Source organism: Rhodococcus sp. DK176 (assembly GCF_038447315.2).
GTDB classification, from domain to species: Bacteria; Actinomycetota; Actinomycetes; order Mycobacteriales; family Mycobacteriaceae; genus Rhodococcus_F; species Rhodococcus_F jostii_A.
Genome location: NZ_CP118323.2, coordinates 14,227 through 32,941, shown reverse-complemented (window position 1 = coordinate 32,941; position 18,715 = coordinate 14,227). Strand labels below are relative to the sequence as shown.

General features: G+C 67.7%; 11 protein-coding genes. 1 reads left to right on the top strand and 10 read right to left on the bottom strand.

All coding sequences use genetic code 11. The features are described from left to right. Positions 1-6: 6 nt before the first annotated feature. The 10 genes from PSR88_RS38930 to PSR88_RS38885 are packed head-to-tail and all read right to left on the bottom strand — an operon-like array spanning position 7 to position 15,384. The gene (locus PSR88_RS38930; protein WP_016884302.1) at positions 7-2,979 is read right to left on the bottom strand and encodes a TniQ family protein; all 2,973 of its coding nucleotides are present in this window, start codon (positions 2,977-2,979) and stop codon (positions 7-9) included. Further along, positions 2,976-4,037: an AAA family ATPase gene (locus tag PSR88_RS38925; RefSeq protein ID WP_016884303.1), complete on the bottom strand. Its 1,062-nt coding sequence runs from the start codon at positions 4,035-4,037 to the stop codon at positions 2,976-2,978. The genes PSR88_RS38930 and PSR88_RS38925 overlap by 4 nt, the downstream gene beginning before the upstream one ends. Continuing rightward, on the bottom strand, positions 4,034-6,076 hold the full coding sequence (locus PSR88_RS38920; RefSeq protein ID WP_016884304.1) for a helix-turn-helix domain-containing protein: 2,043 nt from the start codon (positions 6,074-6,076) through the stop codon (positions 4,034-4,036). Before PSR88_RS38920 ends, PSR88_RS38925 begins: the two co-directional genes overlap by 4 nt. Beyond that, positions 6,073-6,966: a TnsA-like heteromeric transposase endonuclease subunit gene (locus tag PSR88_RS38915; protein ID WP_029539666.1), complete on the bottom strand. Its 894-nt coding sequence runs from the start codon at positions 6,964-6,966 to the stop codon at positions 6,073-6,075. The genes PSR88_RS38920 and PSR88_RS38915 overlap by 4 nt, the downstream gene beginning before the upstream one ends. Before the next feature lie 34 nt (positions 6,967-7,000). Continuing rightward, positions 7,001-8,602: a peptidoglycan DD-metalloendopeptidase family protein gene (locus tag PSR88_RS38910; RefSeq protein WP_016884306.1), complete on the bottom strand. Its 1,602-nt coding sequence runs from the start codon at positions 8,600-8,602 to the stop codon at positions 7,001-7,003. Then, positions 8,599-9,435, bottom strand: coding sequence for a hypothetical protein (locus tag PSR88_RS38905; RefSeq protein WP_016884307.1), 837 nt, complete (start codon positions 9,433-9,435; stop codon positions 8,599-8,601). Before PSR88_RS38905 ends, PSR88_RS38910 begins: the two co-directional genes overlap by 4 nt. Next, positions 9,435-11,549: a hypothetical protein gene (locus tag PSR88_RS38900; RefSeq protein ID WP_342338985.1), complete on the bottom strand. Its 2,115-nt coding sequence runs from the start codon at positions 11,547-11,549 to the stop codon at positions 9,435-9,437. Before PSR88_RS38900 ends, PSR88_RS38905 begins: the two co-directional genes overlap by 1 nt. Before the next feature lie 26 nt (positions 11,550-11,575). Next, positions 11,576-14,632: an ATP-binding protein gene (locus tag PSR88_RS38895; protein WP_016884309.1), complete on the bottom strand. Its 3,057-nt coding sequence runs from the start codon at positions 14,630-14,632 to the stop codon at positions 11,576-11,578. Between the two features lie 9 nt (positions 14,633-14,641). Next, a complete protein-coding gene (locus tag PSR88_RS38890) occupies positions 14,642-15,028 on the bottom strand; it encodes a hypothetical protein (protein WP_237724189.1) in 387 nt (128 codons plus the stop codon). A 44-nt stretch (positions 15,029-15,072) separates the two neighbouring features. Next, positions 15,073-15,384, bottom strand: coding sequence for a hypothetical protein (locus PSR88_RS38885; RefSeq protein WP_016884310.1), 312 nt, complete (start codon positions 15,382-15,384; stop codon positions 15,073-15,075). A gap of 1,183 nt (positions 15,385-16,567) precedes the next feature. On the opposite strand from PSR88_RS38885, the gene PSR88_RS38880 reads away from it, so the two are divergent. Beyond that, a complete protein-coding gene (locus tag PSR88_RS38880; RefSeq protein WP_029539667.1) occupies positions 16,568-18,715 on the top strand; it encodes a type IV secretory system conjugative DNA transfer family protein in 2,148 nt (715 codons plus the stop codon).

Genomic DNA, 18,715 nt, shown 5'->3' with positions numbered 1-18,715 from the left:
GTTTTCTCATAGGTTTGTCGCTTTTGGTTTCTCACTGTTCTGTCGCTTTCTTGGCGTGTTGAGTTCGCGGAGGGCGGCGCGGCGCCCGTCTGGGGTGAGTCGGTAGTAGGTGCGGCGTCGTCCTGGTCCGCATCCGGGTGGGGCGCCCGCGAGCCAGTCGGCCTCGTCTTCGTCTCGGCTGGTGAGCCATCCGGCTTGTTCGAGGCTTCTCAGGAGTGGGTGAAGGGTGCTGTGGTGGATGCCTGTGCTTTGGTATAGGCCGTGGCCATAGACCTCCTCGGCATCGGTTGTGGTGAGGTGGCGTAGCAGGGTGAGCGTGGTGTGGGTCATCCGCAGCCGCTCGACTGCGATGTCACCGAAGGGATTGAGCGGTCTAGGTTTTCGTGGTGGTGTCATTGCTTCGCGCATCGCGTGTGCGAGGGTCTTCGCGGCGGGCATGGCTGGGGCGTTGCAGCCATGCAGGGCGGCGGTCATCAGTGGGTGAACGTGCTCGTTGTCGAGTTCGCGGAGCAGGGCGTGTCCGTGTGGGGTGGGCTGGTGCGGGGTGCCGCGGCGGGATCGGTGGAACAGGGGTGCTCCGACGTGACGTTCGAGGAGTCGGAGTTGGTGGACCAGGCTGTTCGACTTGATTCCGAGGTAGTCGGCGGCGGTGCCCAGGGAAGGGAACGCCATCGTGATCCGGAAGCGGTGCAGCCGGATCCAGCCGTGCAGGGTGCCCTCGACGGCTGCGCGGATGTTCGGTGGGAGGTGGTCGTAGGTGATGAGCATCTCGGTGCGGCTGGCGACGCCTTGCGGCCGGACCGGGATGCCGTGCCGGTGCAGGGCATTGTTGACGAGCATCTGTTCGGTGCCGAGTTCGACGGCGATGTCGGCGGTCGAACGAAGCTGGGTGCAGTATTGCTCGCGCAGCCAGGCCGGGTCGATGTGGAAGGGCGCGCGGGTCTTGCGCAGCGTGATCCCGGATTGTTTGGCGAATCGGGCGATGATGTGGCGTCCGATGCCGGTGTCGGCTGCGATGTCGTTCAGACTGCGTCCGGCTTGGATGTATTCGCGGTCGAAGAACTCGCGGGTGAACAATTGGGCGGCGTGTTGTTCACGCAACCATGCGGCGGGTGCCGCATGGGGCGCCCACTGCCGTTGTGGCTGGTCGAGACGTTCCATCGCGATGCGGACGTGTTCGGGGCGGACGCCGAGAACCTCGGCGGCCTCCCGCGAGGAACGGTGGTCCTCGACGACCAGGCGACTGACCTTGTCGGTATCGAGGTCGCCGGTATTGATGCCCGGCAGAGCGAGCCCGTCGGCGAGGTCAGGTGGTGGCGACCAGGTCAGCGGTTCGTCGATGCCGAGGTTAACCAGCAGGGATTCGGCGTGTTCGTGGAGGGCCTGGCGCAGCGGCGCTGCCATGGAGGTGGTGAACTCGACGAAGGTGCCGCGGTCATTGGGGCTGCGGAACGCCAGTGGGTGGCGGCGGTCGGCGAGGTCGGCGCCGGACAGCAGTTGATGCAGGTGTCGTTGGGCGTGCCGCAGCCGGCCTTGGCGATGCTTGCCGGGGTGCGCTCCGACCGAACAGGCGAGGTCACGCCACTGGGCCCAGGTGAGGGTTTCGGCGGGGATCTGCTCGCGTCGCCGCTGGTAGTCGATCGGTGTGCCGTGTTGGTCGAGGTGGTCGGTGATGCGGCAGAGCAGCGCGAGAACATCGGTCAGCGCCGATCCGGTGGGAAGTTTGGTGAATCCTTGCAGGGTGATGCTCAGGTTGGCGGCTGTGACGCGTGGGTTCAACAACCCGGCGTGGGTGTCCGTCCGCTGCGAGGGATCACCGGGGACGGTCAGCAGGACGCTGAGAGTTGCTCGGAACAGGTCGGTGTGGAAGCCGCCCGTGACGGGCAGCAGGCGGCCGGTCCAGTCGGGCCAGAACAGTTGCGGCAGCATCCGGATCCGCGCCGCTCCATTGGCGCGCGGTGGTGAGGCCGAGGGTGTGACGGTCCGCATGCGCAGCCTGACGGCTCCGGGTAGGTGGGCGTCGACGGCACGCAGGTAGCGGTTGGGGAACCGGCTGGGCATGGAGGCAAAGCGGCGATCGGTGAATTCCGGCGGCGGGATTCGTTGCGGACTTGGGGTTTTCGTGATCAGTGTGCGCAGCTCGTCGATCGCGGTGGCCTCGTCGTCGCCGAGAACAACTCGTGCGCGAGTCAGCAGTGCCGCGGTCAGTGCCGCATCGAGGTTGGGCGGGCTGCCGTTGCGTGGTGGCGGCGGAGTCGCGTGCCGACGCGGGTTGATCGCCCGGGCCGCAGCGATCGCGGCCGTGCCGTCCAGACGCAGCAACCAGGCCACCACCAGGTGCAAATCGGTCAGCGTCGCATGGGCGGGGTCGGGGCCCGGTGCGCGGGCCGCGGCCATCAGTTGATCGATCCAGGACTGGACATCGAGGACTTCGTCGGGGGCGGGTAGGTCCGCGGCGGTGAACAGCTCGGCGCCGCAGCGCAGCCGGGACCGGTCGATGAGACGGCTGCAGGTCCCCGCCGACGGTGGGGTGGCGCCGCCGACGATCTGCACTCGGGGTGCCGCGCGGCAGTTCGGTTCCGGGCAGGTGTCGTGCAGGAGCAGTCGGTGCCGCTTGCAGGTCGTCGCCCAACTCGACCGCCACGATAGTTGCCAGCGCCCGTCGGTCTCGGCCAAACAGCGCGGGCAGAACCGTGAAGAATTCATCGATATCCGTTCGATCCCGGGGGCGGCGGGGCCGGTCGCGGCGTCGAGATGATGGGGCGGCAGCCCGGTCGCGGCTTCGATGCGGCGCAGCTGCGTGGAATCAGTTTCATCGACCAGCTGGCGGATCGATTGACCGGGGTGATTGATGCCCAAGGCGCGCAGCACTTCCAGCGGGGAGGTGTCGTTGCGGCGGGCGAGTGCGTCGATCCAGGAATCGAGGCTCTCGCCGGCGGTGATCGGTGTCCGCAATGGCAGAGTGGTGATCGTGGTCATCGCCTCACCTGCTTGCGTTTCCCTCTCGTGCGGGTCGCGGCTTCGAGCCGGTGGCGGGCCTTTTCGGAGGCTTCGTCGATGCGGACGGTGTCGAGCAGCTCTTGTGACATCGCCTCGGCTCCGGTGCGGATCGCTTTGAAGCAGCCGCGGTTGATCAGCGTCATCAGCGACCCGATGTGCCCGCCGGTGCGGGCAAACAGGTAGTCGGCCAGGCCGGTGAGCTGTCCGGGCTGCCAGCAGGTGAGCACCAACTGTTTGTCGACCGCCTTGATCAGGGATTTCCAGTGACGGTCGTGGGCGAAGACGCCGACTTCGAGGCGGGTCCAGCGCCGGGCGCTCTGCGCCAGCGCGGCCGAGTGCCCGGAGAGGCCCTCCTCGAAGAACCGGCGTTCTCCGAGACCGACTCCGGCGTAGATGAATGTCACCGGTAGCTCGTTGGCCAGCCATTTCAGGTGATTGCTGACGGCGAGCCCGTCGCGGCTGTTCTGGTCGATGAAGTGGATGTCGTCGATGATCCCGACCCGCGAATCGCATGAGAGGACACAGTCCAGGGCGTAGCCGGCCAACTGGGCGGCGCTGCCGCGATCGGCGCCGGGATGCCCGTAGAACTGGCAGATCATCTTGTTCAACGTCCGCAGTGTGGTGTTCGAGGTCAGACCGACCCGGAACACCGGAATGTGCTCGTCACCGGACTCGGTGACCGGACCGCGGCGACGCAGCGCCTGGCGGTGATAGTCGCGGCCGAACAGGTTGACGATGGTCGTCTTGCCCAGACCGGGGAACCCGTCGATGACCGCCGCGCCCCGAACGCGATCGGGATCTTGACGATTCGAGGCGACGATCAGCTCCAGTTCGTCGCGGACCGCCTTGAGCTGCGGGGTGGCGATGGTGCCGAAGTTGGCGTGCCAGTCGTGGCGGGCGTCGTCGTAGTCCTCGCGGGCGTCGCTCCTCAAGGTGGACAACGCCGTAGCGGTGAGGGTGTCGGGTCGGGTGCGGGCCGGGGTGTCGACGAACCGGCGCCACCCGTCCTTGCGGGAGAGGCTGTAGGCGCTGCTCACTCGAGCACCTCCAGCGCGTCGGCGTAGAAGTCGTCGACGTCGTCGAGGATCTCGCTGTCGTCATCGTCGTCGCCGACCACCGGCGGGCCCGAGCTGGTGGCGGCCCTCAGCGCCGGAACAGGGTCGGCGGCCAGTTCGAGCTCGGCTGCCGCGGCCAGGCCGCTGCGCTCGGCCGCCAGCCGGGCGGCCATGCGCCGTTCGCGCCGGTCGAGAACCTCACCGGCATCCCACCGGCTCAGCAATGTGGCCAGCGTCTCGGCCGGGTCGGTGAAACGGTCGGTGCGGCGGGCGAGGATGCGGGCGTAGCGGGCGGCCTCGTCGGAGAACGGTGTGCCCAGCATCGGGGCGTGTTCCCAGTCGAGCTGATGCCACTGCCCATCGCCCGGGTCTTGAAAGTAGATGTGGCGGACATCGTCGTCGTTGACGCGGAACGGCCATTTCCCGGCGTCGAGGCCGCCGTAGGGGCTGGTCGCGTTGCGGTAGCCGTCCAGTGCTGGACCGTTGTAGCGGCGGCCGTCGATCTCGACGCCGTAATGCTGGATGGTGCGTTTGACCACCCGCAGGAACTCCAAGGCGAGCTCCGGGGCGGCCGGGATCCGCAACACCCCGGCCTTGGCGATGCCCAGGGCGAACATGTCGTTCGGCGACATCGCCAGATTCGGCCACTCGGCGACCGCGATCCCGTCATGGTCACTCGGGTGGTAGACCGTCACGATCCAGTCGCGGATCACGTCCTCGAGCTCGTGCAGGAACAAGAACGCCTGCTCCTCGAGACCTTCTCCGCGGCTGTGCAGGTCCGGGCCCTTGTAGGCCGGAAGATGTTGTATCAGGCCCTCTCTCAACGAACGAAAGTACCTCTCGACCGTGGGCTTGTCGGTTGGCTTGCGCGGTTGGGCCGGCTGGATCGAGATCCCCAATCGGGCGCAGACCCCGATCACATGGGCCGACAGGAACGCCTTGCCGTGATCGATCACCAGGGTCTCGGGCGGGCACCAGATCTCGGCGTCGGCGCCGGTGTTCTCCTCGGTGAACACCAGATGCTTCGGCAACCCGTGCACCGGCCCCAGCGCTGGGCGCCCCGCGCTGCGGCCTGTGACCGACTCGAACAACACACTCGCGACATCAACCGATTTCGTGGACACCGGGGTCACCTTCAACCCCAGGATCTGCCGGTCGAACAGATCCTGCGCGACTGTGAGCTGCGCCCGCACCCACCGACAGGTCACCGGCTCCATCGCGAACACGTCCAGATCCTGGGTATCCAGAATCAGATACTCACCCGGACGCGTGGCGCGCAGCCGGCCGTAAACGCCCTTCGGGCGTTGGGCGATCGAACGCCGCGCCTTCGCCGACCCGCTCACCGCGTTCGTGCCCTTAACCAGCTCCGCCAGCCGCCGATAGGCGGTCGCCTGCGACGGCAGCGCCACCACCCCGACCCCGTGCTCGCGCTCCAACCGCTCGGCCGCTCGCATCAGCACCGCCGAGCGGGTCGGTGTCGACGCCGACACCCCCGCCGCCAGTTCCGCAGCCACCGCCGCCTCCCAGCGCGGATCCACCGTCGAGCCGCGGCCACGGCGGCGCCGGTCATCGACCAGCCCCGCCTCACCGGCATCTCGGTAGGCGGCCACCCACCGCTCGACGGTGCGCGACGCCACCCCCAACTCCGCGGCCTTGGCCTCGCAGCGTGCCTTCAATCCCACCGCCGGCGCATAGTCAGGGCGGGGCTCACCTGTGCGCGCGGCCTCGACGTAACCGGACCTGTAGCCGGTCAACACCTCCCGGACATGCTCGCCCCGCGCTGCGGCCTGCTCCCGCTCGGCCGGTGACAGCCCCGCCAGCACCAGCCCCGGATCCAGGCCTTCCTCGACCGGCTCCAAACCGCGTGCCCGCGAGACGAACTCCGCCAAAGCGAAGCTTCCGTAGCGGCCGTCCGCGTACTCAACGACCACCTTACGGCCGTCGAACTCCACGACCCGCGCCGCGTCGCCGTCGACCATCAGCCCCGCCCCGACCGCGACCGTCACCGTGCGCGCGTTCACGCCACCACCTCCGCCGACACCAGCGTGTCGCCGCCGAGAACCCGCGACAGATCCGCCACAAGCCACGATCGCCACAACAGGTGCAGGATCACCGGTCGCACCAGCCACTGCGGCACCGACAGGCCCAGCCGCCGTTCCAAAGCGGAGATCGTCACCGGCATGACCGCCGCATCGATCACCGCCGGCACCAGTTCGGTCGCGATCGTGGCAGGCCGCCGATACCCGGCCAGAAAGCGCAAGTTCTCCACCAGCACCGCATCGGCGCCCGTCCATACCTCGAACCCGAAACCGTGTCGCTCACACACCGCCCTTGTCCACGCGAATTGAGCCGCAACCTTCGGATCGGCAACGCGGGCAGCTGCCTTCACGTCCACCACCGTCAGCGCTCCATCCTTGTGCGCCAGCAGCAGATCCGGCACATGCCGTCGTTTCCGATCGCCATCGACACCTTCGAGCAGGAACGGTTGCGCCGCGACCGCCACCACGGTCGGGTCCTGGTCCGCTAGAAGGATTCTCGCCAGCTCCAGACGGCTCTCGTAGACGACATGACCACCCGTGGTAGCCGACCAGTACCAGCCCGAATAGTGCCGCCGCCCCTGCCACGACCGGAACTCCCGCACCGGACGGCCCGCCAGCACCTCCTCCACCGGTAACCGCCGCAACGTCGTATCGACGAACGCTCCGTCGTCTCCCCGGAACCGCACGGCCACTTCCGACCCCGGCACAACTCCCGCCAAACCAGCCCACATCAGGCTGCCATCATCAGTCATGGCGGACACCCAACCGCCCAAGCCCAGGATCAGGCTGCAGACACGCCGAGAACGATTCTCACTACAATGTCGGAAGCGACATCTGGGCGACAGATCGATGAGAAAAGCGACATCAATCATGAGAACCTACACAAGTGGCGGAGATGGCCCGTCCCTACAACACGCGGCGAGCCTTCATCCCTGCCTGGAGTGGAGCTTCTTTGACGACATCGCCCTGCGTGGGGGCGTGGATCATCTGGCCGGTGCCGAAGTAGACGCCCACATGTCCTGGCCCGTTCGGCCCCCAGCTGCCGAAGACCAGGTCGCCGGGCTTGGCCTGGTCGATCGGGATCTCGATGCCGACACCCCACTGTTGCTCGGAGGTGCGGGGGAGGGAGACCTTGCCTGCGCTAGCCGCGTGCACGGCGTACGAGGTCAGACCTGAGCAGTCGAACCCACCGCCGGAGGGTCCGCCGGTTCCGCCGCCGCCCCACACATACGGGGTGCCGAGGTATTCGCGAGCGGCCGTGACGACTTGGCTGCTGTCACCGGAAGTGTTCGGGATGAATCGACCGCGGGCGTTGGGATTGGTGAACCCTGTGCGGGCCTGCATGATCTTGGGGACGTAATTCTCGGTCTGGGCGAAGGGCGGGATACCGCCGTACTGCTGCACGGCGCCGGGACCGGCATTGTAGGCGGCAAGTGTCAGCTCGATAGGGTCGCCCTTGGCCTGGCCGCCGGCGATGTAGCCGGAAACGTCCTGGTACAGGGCGCACATGAAGTGTGCCTGCGACATCACCGCGTCGCCGATGGAGTTCGGGTCGACCTTTCCGTCGCCGTCGTAGTCCTTACCCCATGTTGCCCAGGTGCTGGGCATGAACTGTGCGGGACCCATGGCTCCGGTGTCCGACACCGGGGCATGGGGGCCGTGCCGGAATCCGTTCTCCTGCTGCAGCTGCGCGGCCAGAAGGGGGGAGTCGATCTCCGGGCAGACACTGCCGGCGCGGCGTAGCCACGGCTCGAACTCGGCCGGCACGATCCCGAATGCCAGCTCGCCGCCGCCGGCCATTCCGAAGCCGGAGCAGTCAGCCGTGGACCGGGATGCGGCCACGAGTTGGATGGGACTGTTGCTGGCGGTGCTGGGGTCGCCTCCACTGGTGCCGTTCTGCTTGGCGATGTCGGGTAGGACGGTGAGGGGGTCGAGGGCTGTTCCGCCCTGCAGCCGGCCGCCCTGCCAGTACTCGAAGTGCAGGTGCGGGCCCGTCGATCCGCCGGCGTTGCCGATGTCGGCGATGTGGTCGCCGGCCTTGACCTGCTGACCTGGTTTGATGTGAATTCCATCGGCGTACATGTGGCCGTAGACGGTGCTCACAGGCTTGCCGTCGACGTTCGAGTCGATGACCACCCAGTTCTCGAACCCGACCCCGGGCCCTTCGCCGGAGTCCCCGGCTTTGACGACGTTGCCGTCGAGCGCGGCGAGGATCTTCGTGCCGGCCGGCCCGGCAAGGTCCACGCCTTGGTGCTGGGCTCCCCAGCGCTCACCGAATCCGGAGGTGAACGTGGTGGTCCCAGGTTCGACCGGCAGACGGATTGGTCCGGATACGGTCAGCGTCAGGTCCTCGGTGGTAGACCCCCCACCGTTGGTGCTCTCGGAGGTGACGGTCCGGCACGGGTCTCTCGGGATAACTGGTGCGCCCAGTGAGCACGCCGATGTCCAGATGACGATGCCGATGGTGCCGGTGAGCAGCAGCGCCCGCTGGGCGCCGCCGATGTTCACCGTCCCCCAGGGATCGGGGTGTCGAGTTCCGGGATTGGAATCGGTCCGGGTACCGGCGTCGGGTCGTTGCCGCGGCTCGGGGCGGTTGCCGTTTCGTCGAGATCGAACATCGGCTGCGGCGCCGTCGACGATGGGCTCGATGTCGGCTGCGACGGTGTCGTTTCGGCCGCGGTGGTGGTCGGTGTCGTCGACGTTCGCGGCGTGGCTGTGGTGGTCGCCGGGGCGATCGTCCCGACCTCGGAGAGGTCGAGTGTCGGTAGGGGAGTGTCGACCACCCACCGCTTCTCACCGTTGACCTCGTCGACGTCGATGGTGAGCGTGATCCGCAGGTCCCCGGCCTGCGTCGGAACGGTCACCCGCGCGGTTCGCGTGCCGTCGGGCCCGTCGGTGAGCGTGCTGACCGTGGGTCCGGTGATGACCACTGGGGTCCGTGGCCGGGCTGCTACGACGTATTCTCCCGGCTTGTCGGCGGTGTGGCTGCCGATGGTGCTGGCCCACATCGCATCCGACGGTGTGGTATCGACGAAGGCGTGCGCGTACGCCATCGCGGTGGCAGGCGCGCTGGATGCGGCCCAGGCTGCGGTCTTGCCGGCGACCAGGGACTCGCTCACTTCGTCGAGGTCGTAGCTGATTGTCTTCGTGGGCGTGACTGATTCGACGGTGGTGTCGGCCTGGTGGGCGACTGCCCGCGGCGGAGGGTTCTCTCCGAAGGCCGCGCCGGCGGCAAACAGCAGCGCCACTGTGCCGGCCACCGTGATCGCCAGGTGGGTGCGGGAGTAGAGCACCCAGCGGCGAACCGGTGCGAGGACAGGGTTGGGTCCGGATGACGACATCAGATGTACCGGTCCTCAGGTGTCGTCCGTGTGGGGGTGGCGGCGTTCCATACCTTCGCGTTCGGGGGCGCCTTCGCCAGTGAGTGGTGGGGCGTGGACGCGGTGGCGTGATGTGCCCCTCGCTGGCCGCGGGTGGGGGTGTAGACCTTCATCGGGGCGATGGCCGAGCGGTCGCCGCCGTCCCACCGTTGCCCGACGCTGGCGGTCAGCAGTTCCTTGCGGACCCGGCGTTCCTGGACGAGGTTGTCGGCCTCGTTCTGGTCGAACCTTTTCCACGCCGCGGCGCCGGACCTGACCGCGCGATCGGCGTCCTTGCCGTCGACCCCGCCCTTGCCGCGGGCGATGTTGCGGCTGGCCACGGCAGCGATCCCGGCGAGACGTGCATCGCGCTCGGCCGCGGCGTCGGAGGCCTGGCCCAGGCGTGCGGCCCGGTCCAGCCCCTGCGCCTTCCGGGCATCGGCCCGTGACTGCGTGAGCGCCTGCTGGCGGCGGTTGCCCAGCGCGCGACCCTCGGGCCGAGTGACCGTGCTCGCCCCGTCGTCGTCCTCCTGTCCGTCGCGTCCACGGCGGGCAAAGCGTTCGGTGGCCTTTTCCGTGATCGCCTGCGCCGGCCCGCCGACCGCGAAGCTCGCAGCGTCGAATGCCTTGCGTTTGATGGACTTCTTGGCGCTTCGGGCCTTGCGGTTGACCATGCTCGCGCTGTTCTGTGTGAAGGTCTGGCTCATCCGTTTGAACGGCCGCATGATCGCCCAGCACACGACGGTCAGCAGCACCATGAACCACAGTCGCCAGGAGCCGTCGACGGCCCCGTTCGAGTTGACGTAGAGCTGGACCAGCGCCATCAGGTAGAGCGCGACGATTACCGAGCCGGCCACGCCCCACATGTAGGCCGAGGCGAGCATGCGCATCACCCGGGCCAGCCACCCGCCGTAGGCGATCGCGACCGGAATCCAGATCGGGGCAAACAGGACCGCGAACCGGATCGCCAGCAGTGCGGTCAGTTTCAGCAGGGACGCGCCGATCCACAGCAGCGAGGGCATGGCCAGCTTGATCATGCCCATGAAGCCGGTGGAGGTGCGGCCGGAGTCCTTGCCCTGGAACTGGTAGTAGGAGAGCTGGTAGTCGGTCTCCAACTTGGAGACTATGTCGCGGAACTGGTCGGCCTTCTCCTCGGCGAGCTGCGCTTGGGCCTTCGGGTCGTCCTTGACTGTGTTCTGCTGGTTGTAGGTGAACGCCAGTGCATCCCGCAGCTTCGGCCCGAGTTGGTCCTTGTCCTCCGGATCGTAGTTTTGGCCGAACCAGCCCTTGCGCCAGTCGTCGAGGAAGATCTTGTCGATCAGCACGTTTCGGGGGTCGGTGCTGCCGCCGGCGAGCGTGCCTCCGTCGTCGCCGAACTGCACCGCGAAGATCTGGTCCTGCGTCTCGGTGATCAGTGACCCGAATGTCTCGTCGGCCACCTGGAGTGCCTTCTGCGGGGCCCCGACCATCAACGCCCCGAGCGCGAGCCCAGCGGCGGCGATCGCCGCGGTCTTCGTGACTCCGGCTGTGTCGGCTTTCAGGGATTTCCACAGGATGATCGAGGCCACGACGACGAGGCCGATTCCGACCCATTGCCCGTAGAGGCCTCGCATGCCCTCGGTGATGGAGAAGACGATCTGGTCGAACTTCTCCAGCGCGGGAGTCACCCCGGACTCGGTGGCGTCCTGGCCGGTTTTGGTCTGGTCGTCGAGCCAGAACGCGGCGGCCGCCATCGACTTGCCGATGGTCAAGAACGTATTGCCCAGGGTGGTGTCGCCGACTGCACCCGGTGCCTTGACCAGGTCCGCGCCGCAGCCGAGGTCGTAGGTGTGCCACTTGAGCCCGGCCCACCCGTAGGTCTGATAGCCGGTGCCGCCGGTGGTCGGCCGGTCGGCGCTGGTCGAGTCGAAGGTGGTCTCGATGACTTCGTTCGGGAACTCCGGCGGCGGGACGTCCTGGCAGTCGAACCCGCCTGCCGACGCGACAGCGCCACTGAGTCCGATCAGCGACACCGCGGCCAGCATCAGCACCACCAGAACACGCCCTACGAGCCCAGTACCCCACCCGAAACGGCGCGGGGAAGGGGAACGGTCCATCCGTGTGGCTCCGGGCTGCAGCGGGCTCACGCCCCACCCCCCAGTGCGGCGCGGGTTGCTCGCGAGTCCAGGGCGTCGAACACGTGGGCCAGGTGCACGTAGTGCGTCCAGTCCGACCGGATCAGCTCGATGTCGTCGGCCATCTTCACGATGAACCGGCGGGCCTGGTCCAGGTGCTCGGTGTCGGTGTCCTCGTCGAGGGTGTCCTCCCCGCCGCCGCCGAGGCTGGCCAGGAGTGACTCGTAGCCCTCGCCGAGCGGAAGGTTCAGCAGCTTGAGCGCGCCCTCGATCGCGTGGGCGTTGCCGCCGAGGTCACCGATGATCACCTCGTACGTCAGCGCGGACTTGTCGTCGGTGCCGTCGACTCCGAGGTAGTCGTCGGGCAGCTGCGAGCAGACCAGCGCGCGAACGTTGTACTTGCGGCTGTCGCGAGCGATCCGCAGGTTCAGGGTGCGTCCGGCGCCGGTCTGCTCGAGGTACTTGTTCTCGTCGAGAAAGAGCACCTTGCGTTCGTAACGTGGCAGCTCGTAGACGAGCCGGTTCGCCATCCACGCCGCCATATGCATCAGCGGGCCGGCCATCCGCTGCTGCGGGGTCCACTGTGCCGGGTCGGTGCCCTCGGGGGGTAGTTGCAGGCCCGGCATCGTCAGGACCGTCAGGCGCACGTTGCGGTCGCCGTCCTCGCCGTCGCCGATGGTTCCCTCCTCCGGGAAGAGCACGCGGGCCTCGGAGAGTTGGGACATCATCGCCAGGTCCTGGTAGAGGGACCGTGCGCAGGAAACTAGGTCGACGTTGGTTTCGTCCTTGCCTTCGCCGATCGTGGCGATGGCGGCGAGGACTTCGCTCAGGTTGTGGTGGCGGTCGCCGCCGACCATGTTCGCCGCCGTCTGAAGGACCGTCTCAGTCCACTGGTGTTCGAGACGCGACGGCGTGAGCATCATCTTCAGCACCGACACCGCCACCGAGATCCGCTCCGCCTCCGCGGCTCGCAGATCCGCCTCGTACTGCGACTGTGCGGCGGCGACCGGATCGGCGTCGTCGGTGTAATCGGGATTGGACGGGTCGTACTCCGGATCCTCACGCCGCGGGTCGACGATCACTCGGTAGGGGTTGAGTGATCCCGGACGAGAGGTGCGACCGGTCAGCGCCTGCACTTCGGCGATACCCCGGAACTCGGGTAGCTGCGCAAGCTTCTTCAGCGGCCCCGACGGGTCGAGCACCACCCCGTAGGCGCCCGCCCGCACCGCCTGGTAGACGAGCATCCCGGCGAGGAACGTCTTACCCGAGCCGGGCACCGCGACGATCGGCGTCAGTCCGGACTTGTGCTTCTTCTCGTGCGCGGCGAACAGATCCCATACCGCGGGCCGCGGAGCGATCGACGCGGTCTGCCCGACCACCACGCCGGTGCGGTCACCGATCCGGTCACCGACAGCGGCCATGCCAGCGGACAGTGCCTCGACGTTCATCCGCCGGCAGTGCGCGATGTTCGCCAGCGGCTCCCCCGGGATGAACTCGCGCAGCAGTTGGTACTGGCCGTGCTCGGGTTCCAGGCGAATCCGCGGTGCGTACATCTCCTGCAGCAGCGCGACTTTCTCCTTGGCCTCTTCCGGCGACGAACCGACGACGAGGACGCGGTACCAGCCCTCGGTGCGCACCGACAGGCCCGAGTGGTCCTCCTCGATGTCGGAGATCACCCGTTGGGCGAGTGCGTGCTGTTCGGCCAGTTCCTGCGGCGGGACCTGGTCGTGTTCGACGGTGTAGTGGTCGAATTGGGCCTCGATCTTCGACGTCAATCGGCGCAGGCTGCGCAGCGTCTGCCCCTTGGTCTTGAGCGAGATCCGCTCGGACCATTCGAGGGGTTCGCCTGACGGATCGCCGATCACCTGCCACGGCAGCATCTTCTCCGGGATCGGCAGCGGCGCCATGCGCCCGACCGTCAGGACGATCGCGTAGCCGGTGTAGTCCCGGCCGCTCACCTGCCCGCGCACCGTGGTGTAGCCATCGCCGGGGGTCAGTTCGAGGGTGGTGAGGTCTTCGAGTGCGGCGACGTCGGATTCTTCCCAGTCGCCGCCGCCGCAGATCACGCCGTCTGCATCGAGCGGCAGCCCGAGTGTCGCCGAGCGCAGCAGCAGGTAGTCCATCTGCGCTGCGGTCGCGGGTTTGGCGTTCACGCCCTGCCCGGACAGGTGCCGCTCGATTGTGGCGAGATGGTCGGCGATCGCCTTCTGCTCGCCGAGGAACGCATCGCGCGCCCAGTTGCGCCACAGCTGAGCGAACTTGCCCAGCAGTGGCCAGTCGACGACAGGGACCAGCCACTGCCCGACCGTGTCGAGCCCCTGCGCGAGCACCGAGCGCGGTGGCAGCTCGACGCCCCAGTAGCGGCCCTTTTGGGTGGGGTTGCCCCACAGCATCGCGTGCTGTTGCCCGCGCAGGTAGTCCGCCCACGACAACGCACCCGGCACGTCCGGGATCGGATCGGCCCACCCGTCATGCGCCTGCGCCCACTGCCGCACCGGCCACGGTGTGCGCACCAACCGCCGGTGCAGCCCCGTCACACCGGCCTCGGCGAGGTTCGCCACGACCAACCCCTCGTTCTGGATGTAGCGGCGCTGCTTGCCGACCGGACGCATGTTCCACGGCCCCGGCGGCTGCACGAACCACGCCGTCGACTGCCGGCGCGTGCGAGTGACGTTGCCCTCCACCCCGACCAAAGCGAGACGCACCGCCTTGCGTTCGCGGTCCGCGCGCTTCTTCGCCGCCGCGGCCTGCCGGGTGAACTCCGCATCCGGGTCGCCGCGGCGGCCGCGCTTCTTCTCGCGCCGCTTGCCCTTTCCGGTGGGTTCTGGCTCCGCGTCAGGTGCGGGGGAGGGGACCGCGACCGGTGCGGGGGCTGCGATGCTGCTGTTCGGAGCCTGTGACCAAGCCAATTCCTGGGCCGGGGCCGGCGTGGCGGCCGATCGGTTCGCCGCCATCGCCGCCGCCCACGACGGCGGCAACGCACCGGGCGGAACGATGACCGGCTCGGGCTCGTCGAAGTTCGGATCAAACAGTGCGGCGATCTCGTTGTCGGGCTGCAAAGTCATCGGGACGACTCACCTTCGATCGGCGTGACGGCATCCTGCGCTGCCGGCAGCGCAGGAAATGGGGGGAATGCGGAGCACGACGGTCTGGCCGGGCTTCGGTGGGCGCGGTGCGTTCAGGTCGTTCCACGCAGCCTGGATCACCGACCGGACCGGGCGGTCGGCGTTGACGAACTTCGTCACCCGCGCGGTGAGCACGACGGTGATGACCACCATCACGACGAGGGACTTGAAACCCAGCGGCACGTGCACAATGCCGCGGGCGACGACGAAGACGGTGACCATGAATGCGGCCCCGAGCCCGAGCGCCGCGTACCGAATCCGGACCGGCAGAGTGAACCCGGTTGGGCCGAGGTAGTGCTGATCCACCCGGTGCAGCAGGTCGTCGTTGTCGATCACAATCGGCTCCCTTCGATCGTCGATTGGTGACCAGGCACGGCAGGTCAGACCACCCGGATGCCGAACAGGCCGAGAATCCAGTTACCGATGCCGGTCGCGGCGCTCTCACTGCTCGCGAGGGAAAAGAACGCGATACCGACCAGCGACAGACCGCCTACGGTGAAGACCTTCGACAAGTTGCCCCGCATGCCGCCGAGGAGGACGACGCACGCGATCAGGGCGAGGATCGTGAAGATGATGTTGTCGCCGATCCACGCGCGCAGGCCGCCAGTGGAGACTTCGGTGTTCTGGGCGAGTACGTCGACGCTCCCGGGCGGGGTGGTCGCCAGTTCGGCGACTGCGGACGTGAGGGACATGAGCACACTCCATCGCTGAGTTCGGTAGGTGCATCTAAATGTGGATGCGCACGACCGTAAGTCGATTTCGCTTTTCATCTCAACGGGGTGTCCGCGCCGGGATCGGGTCATCGGCGGAGGCCGACGGGCTGTGCGGTATCGGGAATGTCGTCCCAGCGACGGGAGCGCAGCGGCGGCACGGGCGCGGCTCGCACGACCTCGATGGGCAGCCGGTAATCACGCCGAGCGTGAGGGGATTCCCTTGGTGATTCGCGCAATGGTGGCGGCCCGTGTGTCGTCGCGGGTGATCAGGACCCTATGGGGCGCAGGGGTTAGAGACTTGCGTATGGGCGCGCGATGGAGCGTCGAGCTATGGGTACGCATAAAGGGGCTCGATGGGCGCAAGGTCGGCGTGTGCGCACGCGGTGCACCCGGCGGCACCGGAGGCCTCGCCCAGACGGGCTGTCGCGGCAGGCCCACAGCGAGCGGATCAAGCACCAGCGCGCCGGTGCGTGGAGACAGCGCTCAGATGCGCGGTGAAAACGGCGCCGGATTTCGGCGGTGGATTCGAGCGCTCGAAAAAGTGCCTCCCAGGCCCACCCCCTCCGGGGGTCACTCCCCCCCGGCGTTCCTTGGGGGGGAGTGTAATCCAGAATTGCGCTCAGCGCCAACGTTATTCGGAACGCCCACGTAGAACGCTGTGCGCAGTGCTCAAACCAGTGCCGCGGCGAGCGCTCACCGTCGACGCATGTCTACGCCTTCCACAGCGCTCACAACGCCACCCGATCGAGCTGGCGCAACCGCCCGCAGAGGCGCGTGGCGAAGCACTCGAAAGAGCACTCGCACGAGCGCTGACAACTGCGCCCACACTGCACCGTGGAGCACTCGGTGAACACCCCGGTGAGCGCGCGAGCGAGCGTGCCGAACAGCGCGCGACGGGGCACCCCGGCACAGCGGTCGACGGGCCGACACAACCACCGTGCACGCAGGCGGTGAACAGAGCGCCTCAGGGTGCGAGTCGAACACATTGAGGGTTCGGCAGTCCGGCCTGGAGATCGTGCACGAGAGCGGTGTTCACCGCACCGCCCGGGTGCGCCAGACGAGGGGGACACCCCGTTGAGGAAAATCGCTGGCTTCTGTCACTGTGCTCAAAGACGCCTCCCCGGACGGTGTCCAGGCTCGAGACGATCGAAAGGCACAGGCGGTGACCGGAAATCACGACCCACTCAAGGACTGGCTGGTCGCGACGTGGCGCGAGACCTTCGGCGATTCCAGCGACGGTCGCGGCAACCAGGTGGGCGAGAACGGCCAACCGACGCGCATCCGCCGCTTTACCCCGCTCTCGCCGATCGCCGTCATTGCCGCAGGCGTTGCTGTGTACTCCCCGCGCCTGATGTTGGCGGCCGCCGACAACGAGACCGTCGTTGGCGTGCTGACGAAGCTGCACGGCCACCGGGTGCTGCTCGTCGCCGCAGCTGCCCTGCTCGTCATCGTCGACGTCCTGCGCCACCGCACGCACAAGTGGTCGCAGATGCTCGAATCGGTGGTCCGACAGGCCACCGGACACCTGCCGAAGAAGATCGCCGTCTCGTTCCCGCCCGGGTGGCGTGTGATCCGCCGCGCGACGATCACACTGCACCGCGGCACCGTCATTCGGCCCAAGCAGTTCGAGGAGGTCTCCCGCGCGATCGCGGCCGCGTTCCCCGGCAGTGACAAGTGGGAGGTCAAGGTCCGCCACGAGGCCCACCACGACCGCATCGTCATCGCCCGTAAGACCATCACCCCGGACACCCGCTCCGACCGCCAAAAGGTCCTCCAGAGCGCGCTCGACGACGCCTCGATCTTCAAGGACCCGAAGGTAACTGTAGAGACTGTCGACGAGTCCGGCATCGAGACCGGCTACCGGATCGCGTTCGAAAAGTCGATGATCGCAGGCGCCAAAGGCTTTCAGCTCAAGGTCGAAGAAGCCCTCGCCTCCCTGGCAGGACAACACGAGTCCGGCCGCAACTGGACCACCGACTGGTACCCCGACAAGGGCTACCTGGTGATGCGTCTGGTCACCGCGATGCCCTCGCGCGTCGACCACCCGCTCGAATTGGTCGACGAGAACTTGCGGCACCTGCCGTATGCGACCGGTGCCGCGGACCGAATCATGTACTGGGATGTGTCCACGAGCTCGAACAAGCCACATTGCCTGATCGTCGGCCCGACCGGGGGCGGCAAGACGTCGGTGATCCGTACCCTGCTGACCGAGGCCGCACGCCGCGGAGTTCCGTTCGTCGGCGTCGATCCGAAGATGATCGAACTCGACGGCCTCGAGGGCTACCCCGGCTGCGGCGCGATCATCTACGACGCGCTGCGTGCAGCGATGTTCGTGCGCGCGCTGCACACCGAGATGATGGCCCGCAACGCCTACATCCACCAGATGAAGATCGAGGGCTCGCAGCTGCCGCTGATGATCGCGGTCCTCGACGAGTTCTTCATTCTGTCCGGTAAGTGGCAGCGCCTGGCCAAGACCGGTGACGACGAGACCCGGGCGCAGCTCAAAGAACTCGACCCGCTCGGGGCGTGGGCCGACCTCGCCGTTCTTGCCCGTTCGGCCGGTATCCGGCTGTTGCTCGGGGTGCAGCGCCCCGACGCCAGTTTGTTCGGTGGCGCGTCCGGTAACGCGCGTGACAACTTCGGTACCCGCATCAGCCTCGGCAATCTGTCGCAGGACGGCGCGCTGATGATGTGGGGCGACTCGACCGTGGGCCGTGAGGTCGACACCTCCGTCAAGGGCCGCGGCATCGCCCTCGGCGACGACGGCAACCCCGTAGACGCACAGATGTGGTGGACCCCCAACGTCGACCGCCACCCCAACAAGTGGACCCAGCTCGCCGAGAGCGAGAAAGCGATCATCGACGGCCTCAAACCCACCGAGGCCCCGCAGTTCACCTGCTACTCACAGGAGCTGGCCTCGTTCATCGAATCCGAGCGCGCCCTTGCCAAGCGAGCACGCAAGCACGGCAGTGCTCCCGAGCCGATCGTCATCGGCGCGACCGCCGCCACCGACGACGGCACGTCCGTCTCGTTGCCGACTGTGGACGCCGCGCCCGCGGACGACGACGACTTCTCGGACGTCATTCCCGCCTCCGCAGTCGAGGCCGGCCAGACCGTCCTCGTCGACGACGACAACGGCGAACTCGTCCCCGTCACCGTCGACTCGGTCGACGTCCGCCGCGGCGCCAAGGGCGAGGTCGTTGAGACCGTCCTGATCGTCGGCACCGGCCGTGTGAAGACCCGCATCACCTTCGACGCCACCGGCGTCGTCGTCCTCCCCGAACCCGACCTCGCAGGAGCACCAGCATGA

What these genes read in the sequence shown, in the direction of transcription:
- PSR88_RS38905 (WP_016884307.1), bottom strand. Translation starts at nt 9,435, where the DNA reads ATGTCGTCATCCGGACCCAACCCTGTCCTCGCACCGGTTCGCCGCTGG.
- PSR88_RS38900 (WP_342338985.1), bottom strand. Translation starts at nt 11,549, where the DNA reads ATGGACCGTTCCCCTTCCCCGCGCCGTTTCGGGTGGGGTACTGGGCTC.
- PSR88_RS38915 (WP_029539666.1), bottom strand. Translation starts at nt 6,966, where the DNA reads ATGATTGATGTCGCTTTTCTCATCGATCTGTCGCCCAGATGTCGCTTC.
- PSR88_RS38930 (WP_016884302.1), bottom strand. Translation starts at nt 2,979, where the DNA reads ATGACCACGATCACCACTCTGCCATTGCGGACACCGATCACCGCCGGC.
- PSR88_RS38895 (WP_016884309.1), bottom strand. Translation starts at nt 14,632, where the DNA reads ATGACTTTGCAGCCCGACAACGAGATCGCCGCACTGTTTGATCCGAAC.
- PSR88_RS38885 (WP_016884310.1), bottom strand. Translation starts at nt 15,384, where the DNA reads ATGTCCCTCACGTCCGCAGTCGCCGAACTGGCGACCACCCCGCCCGGG.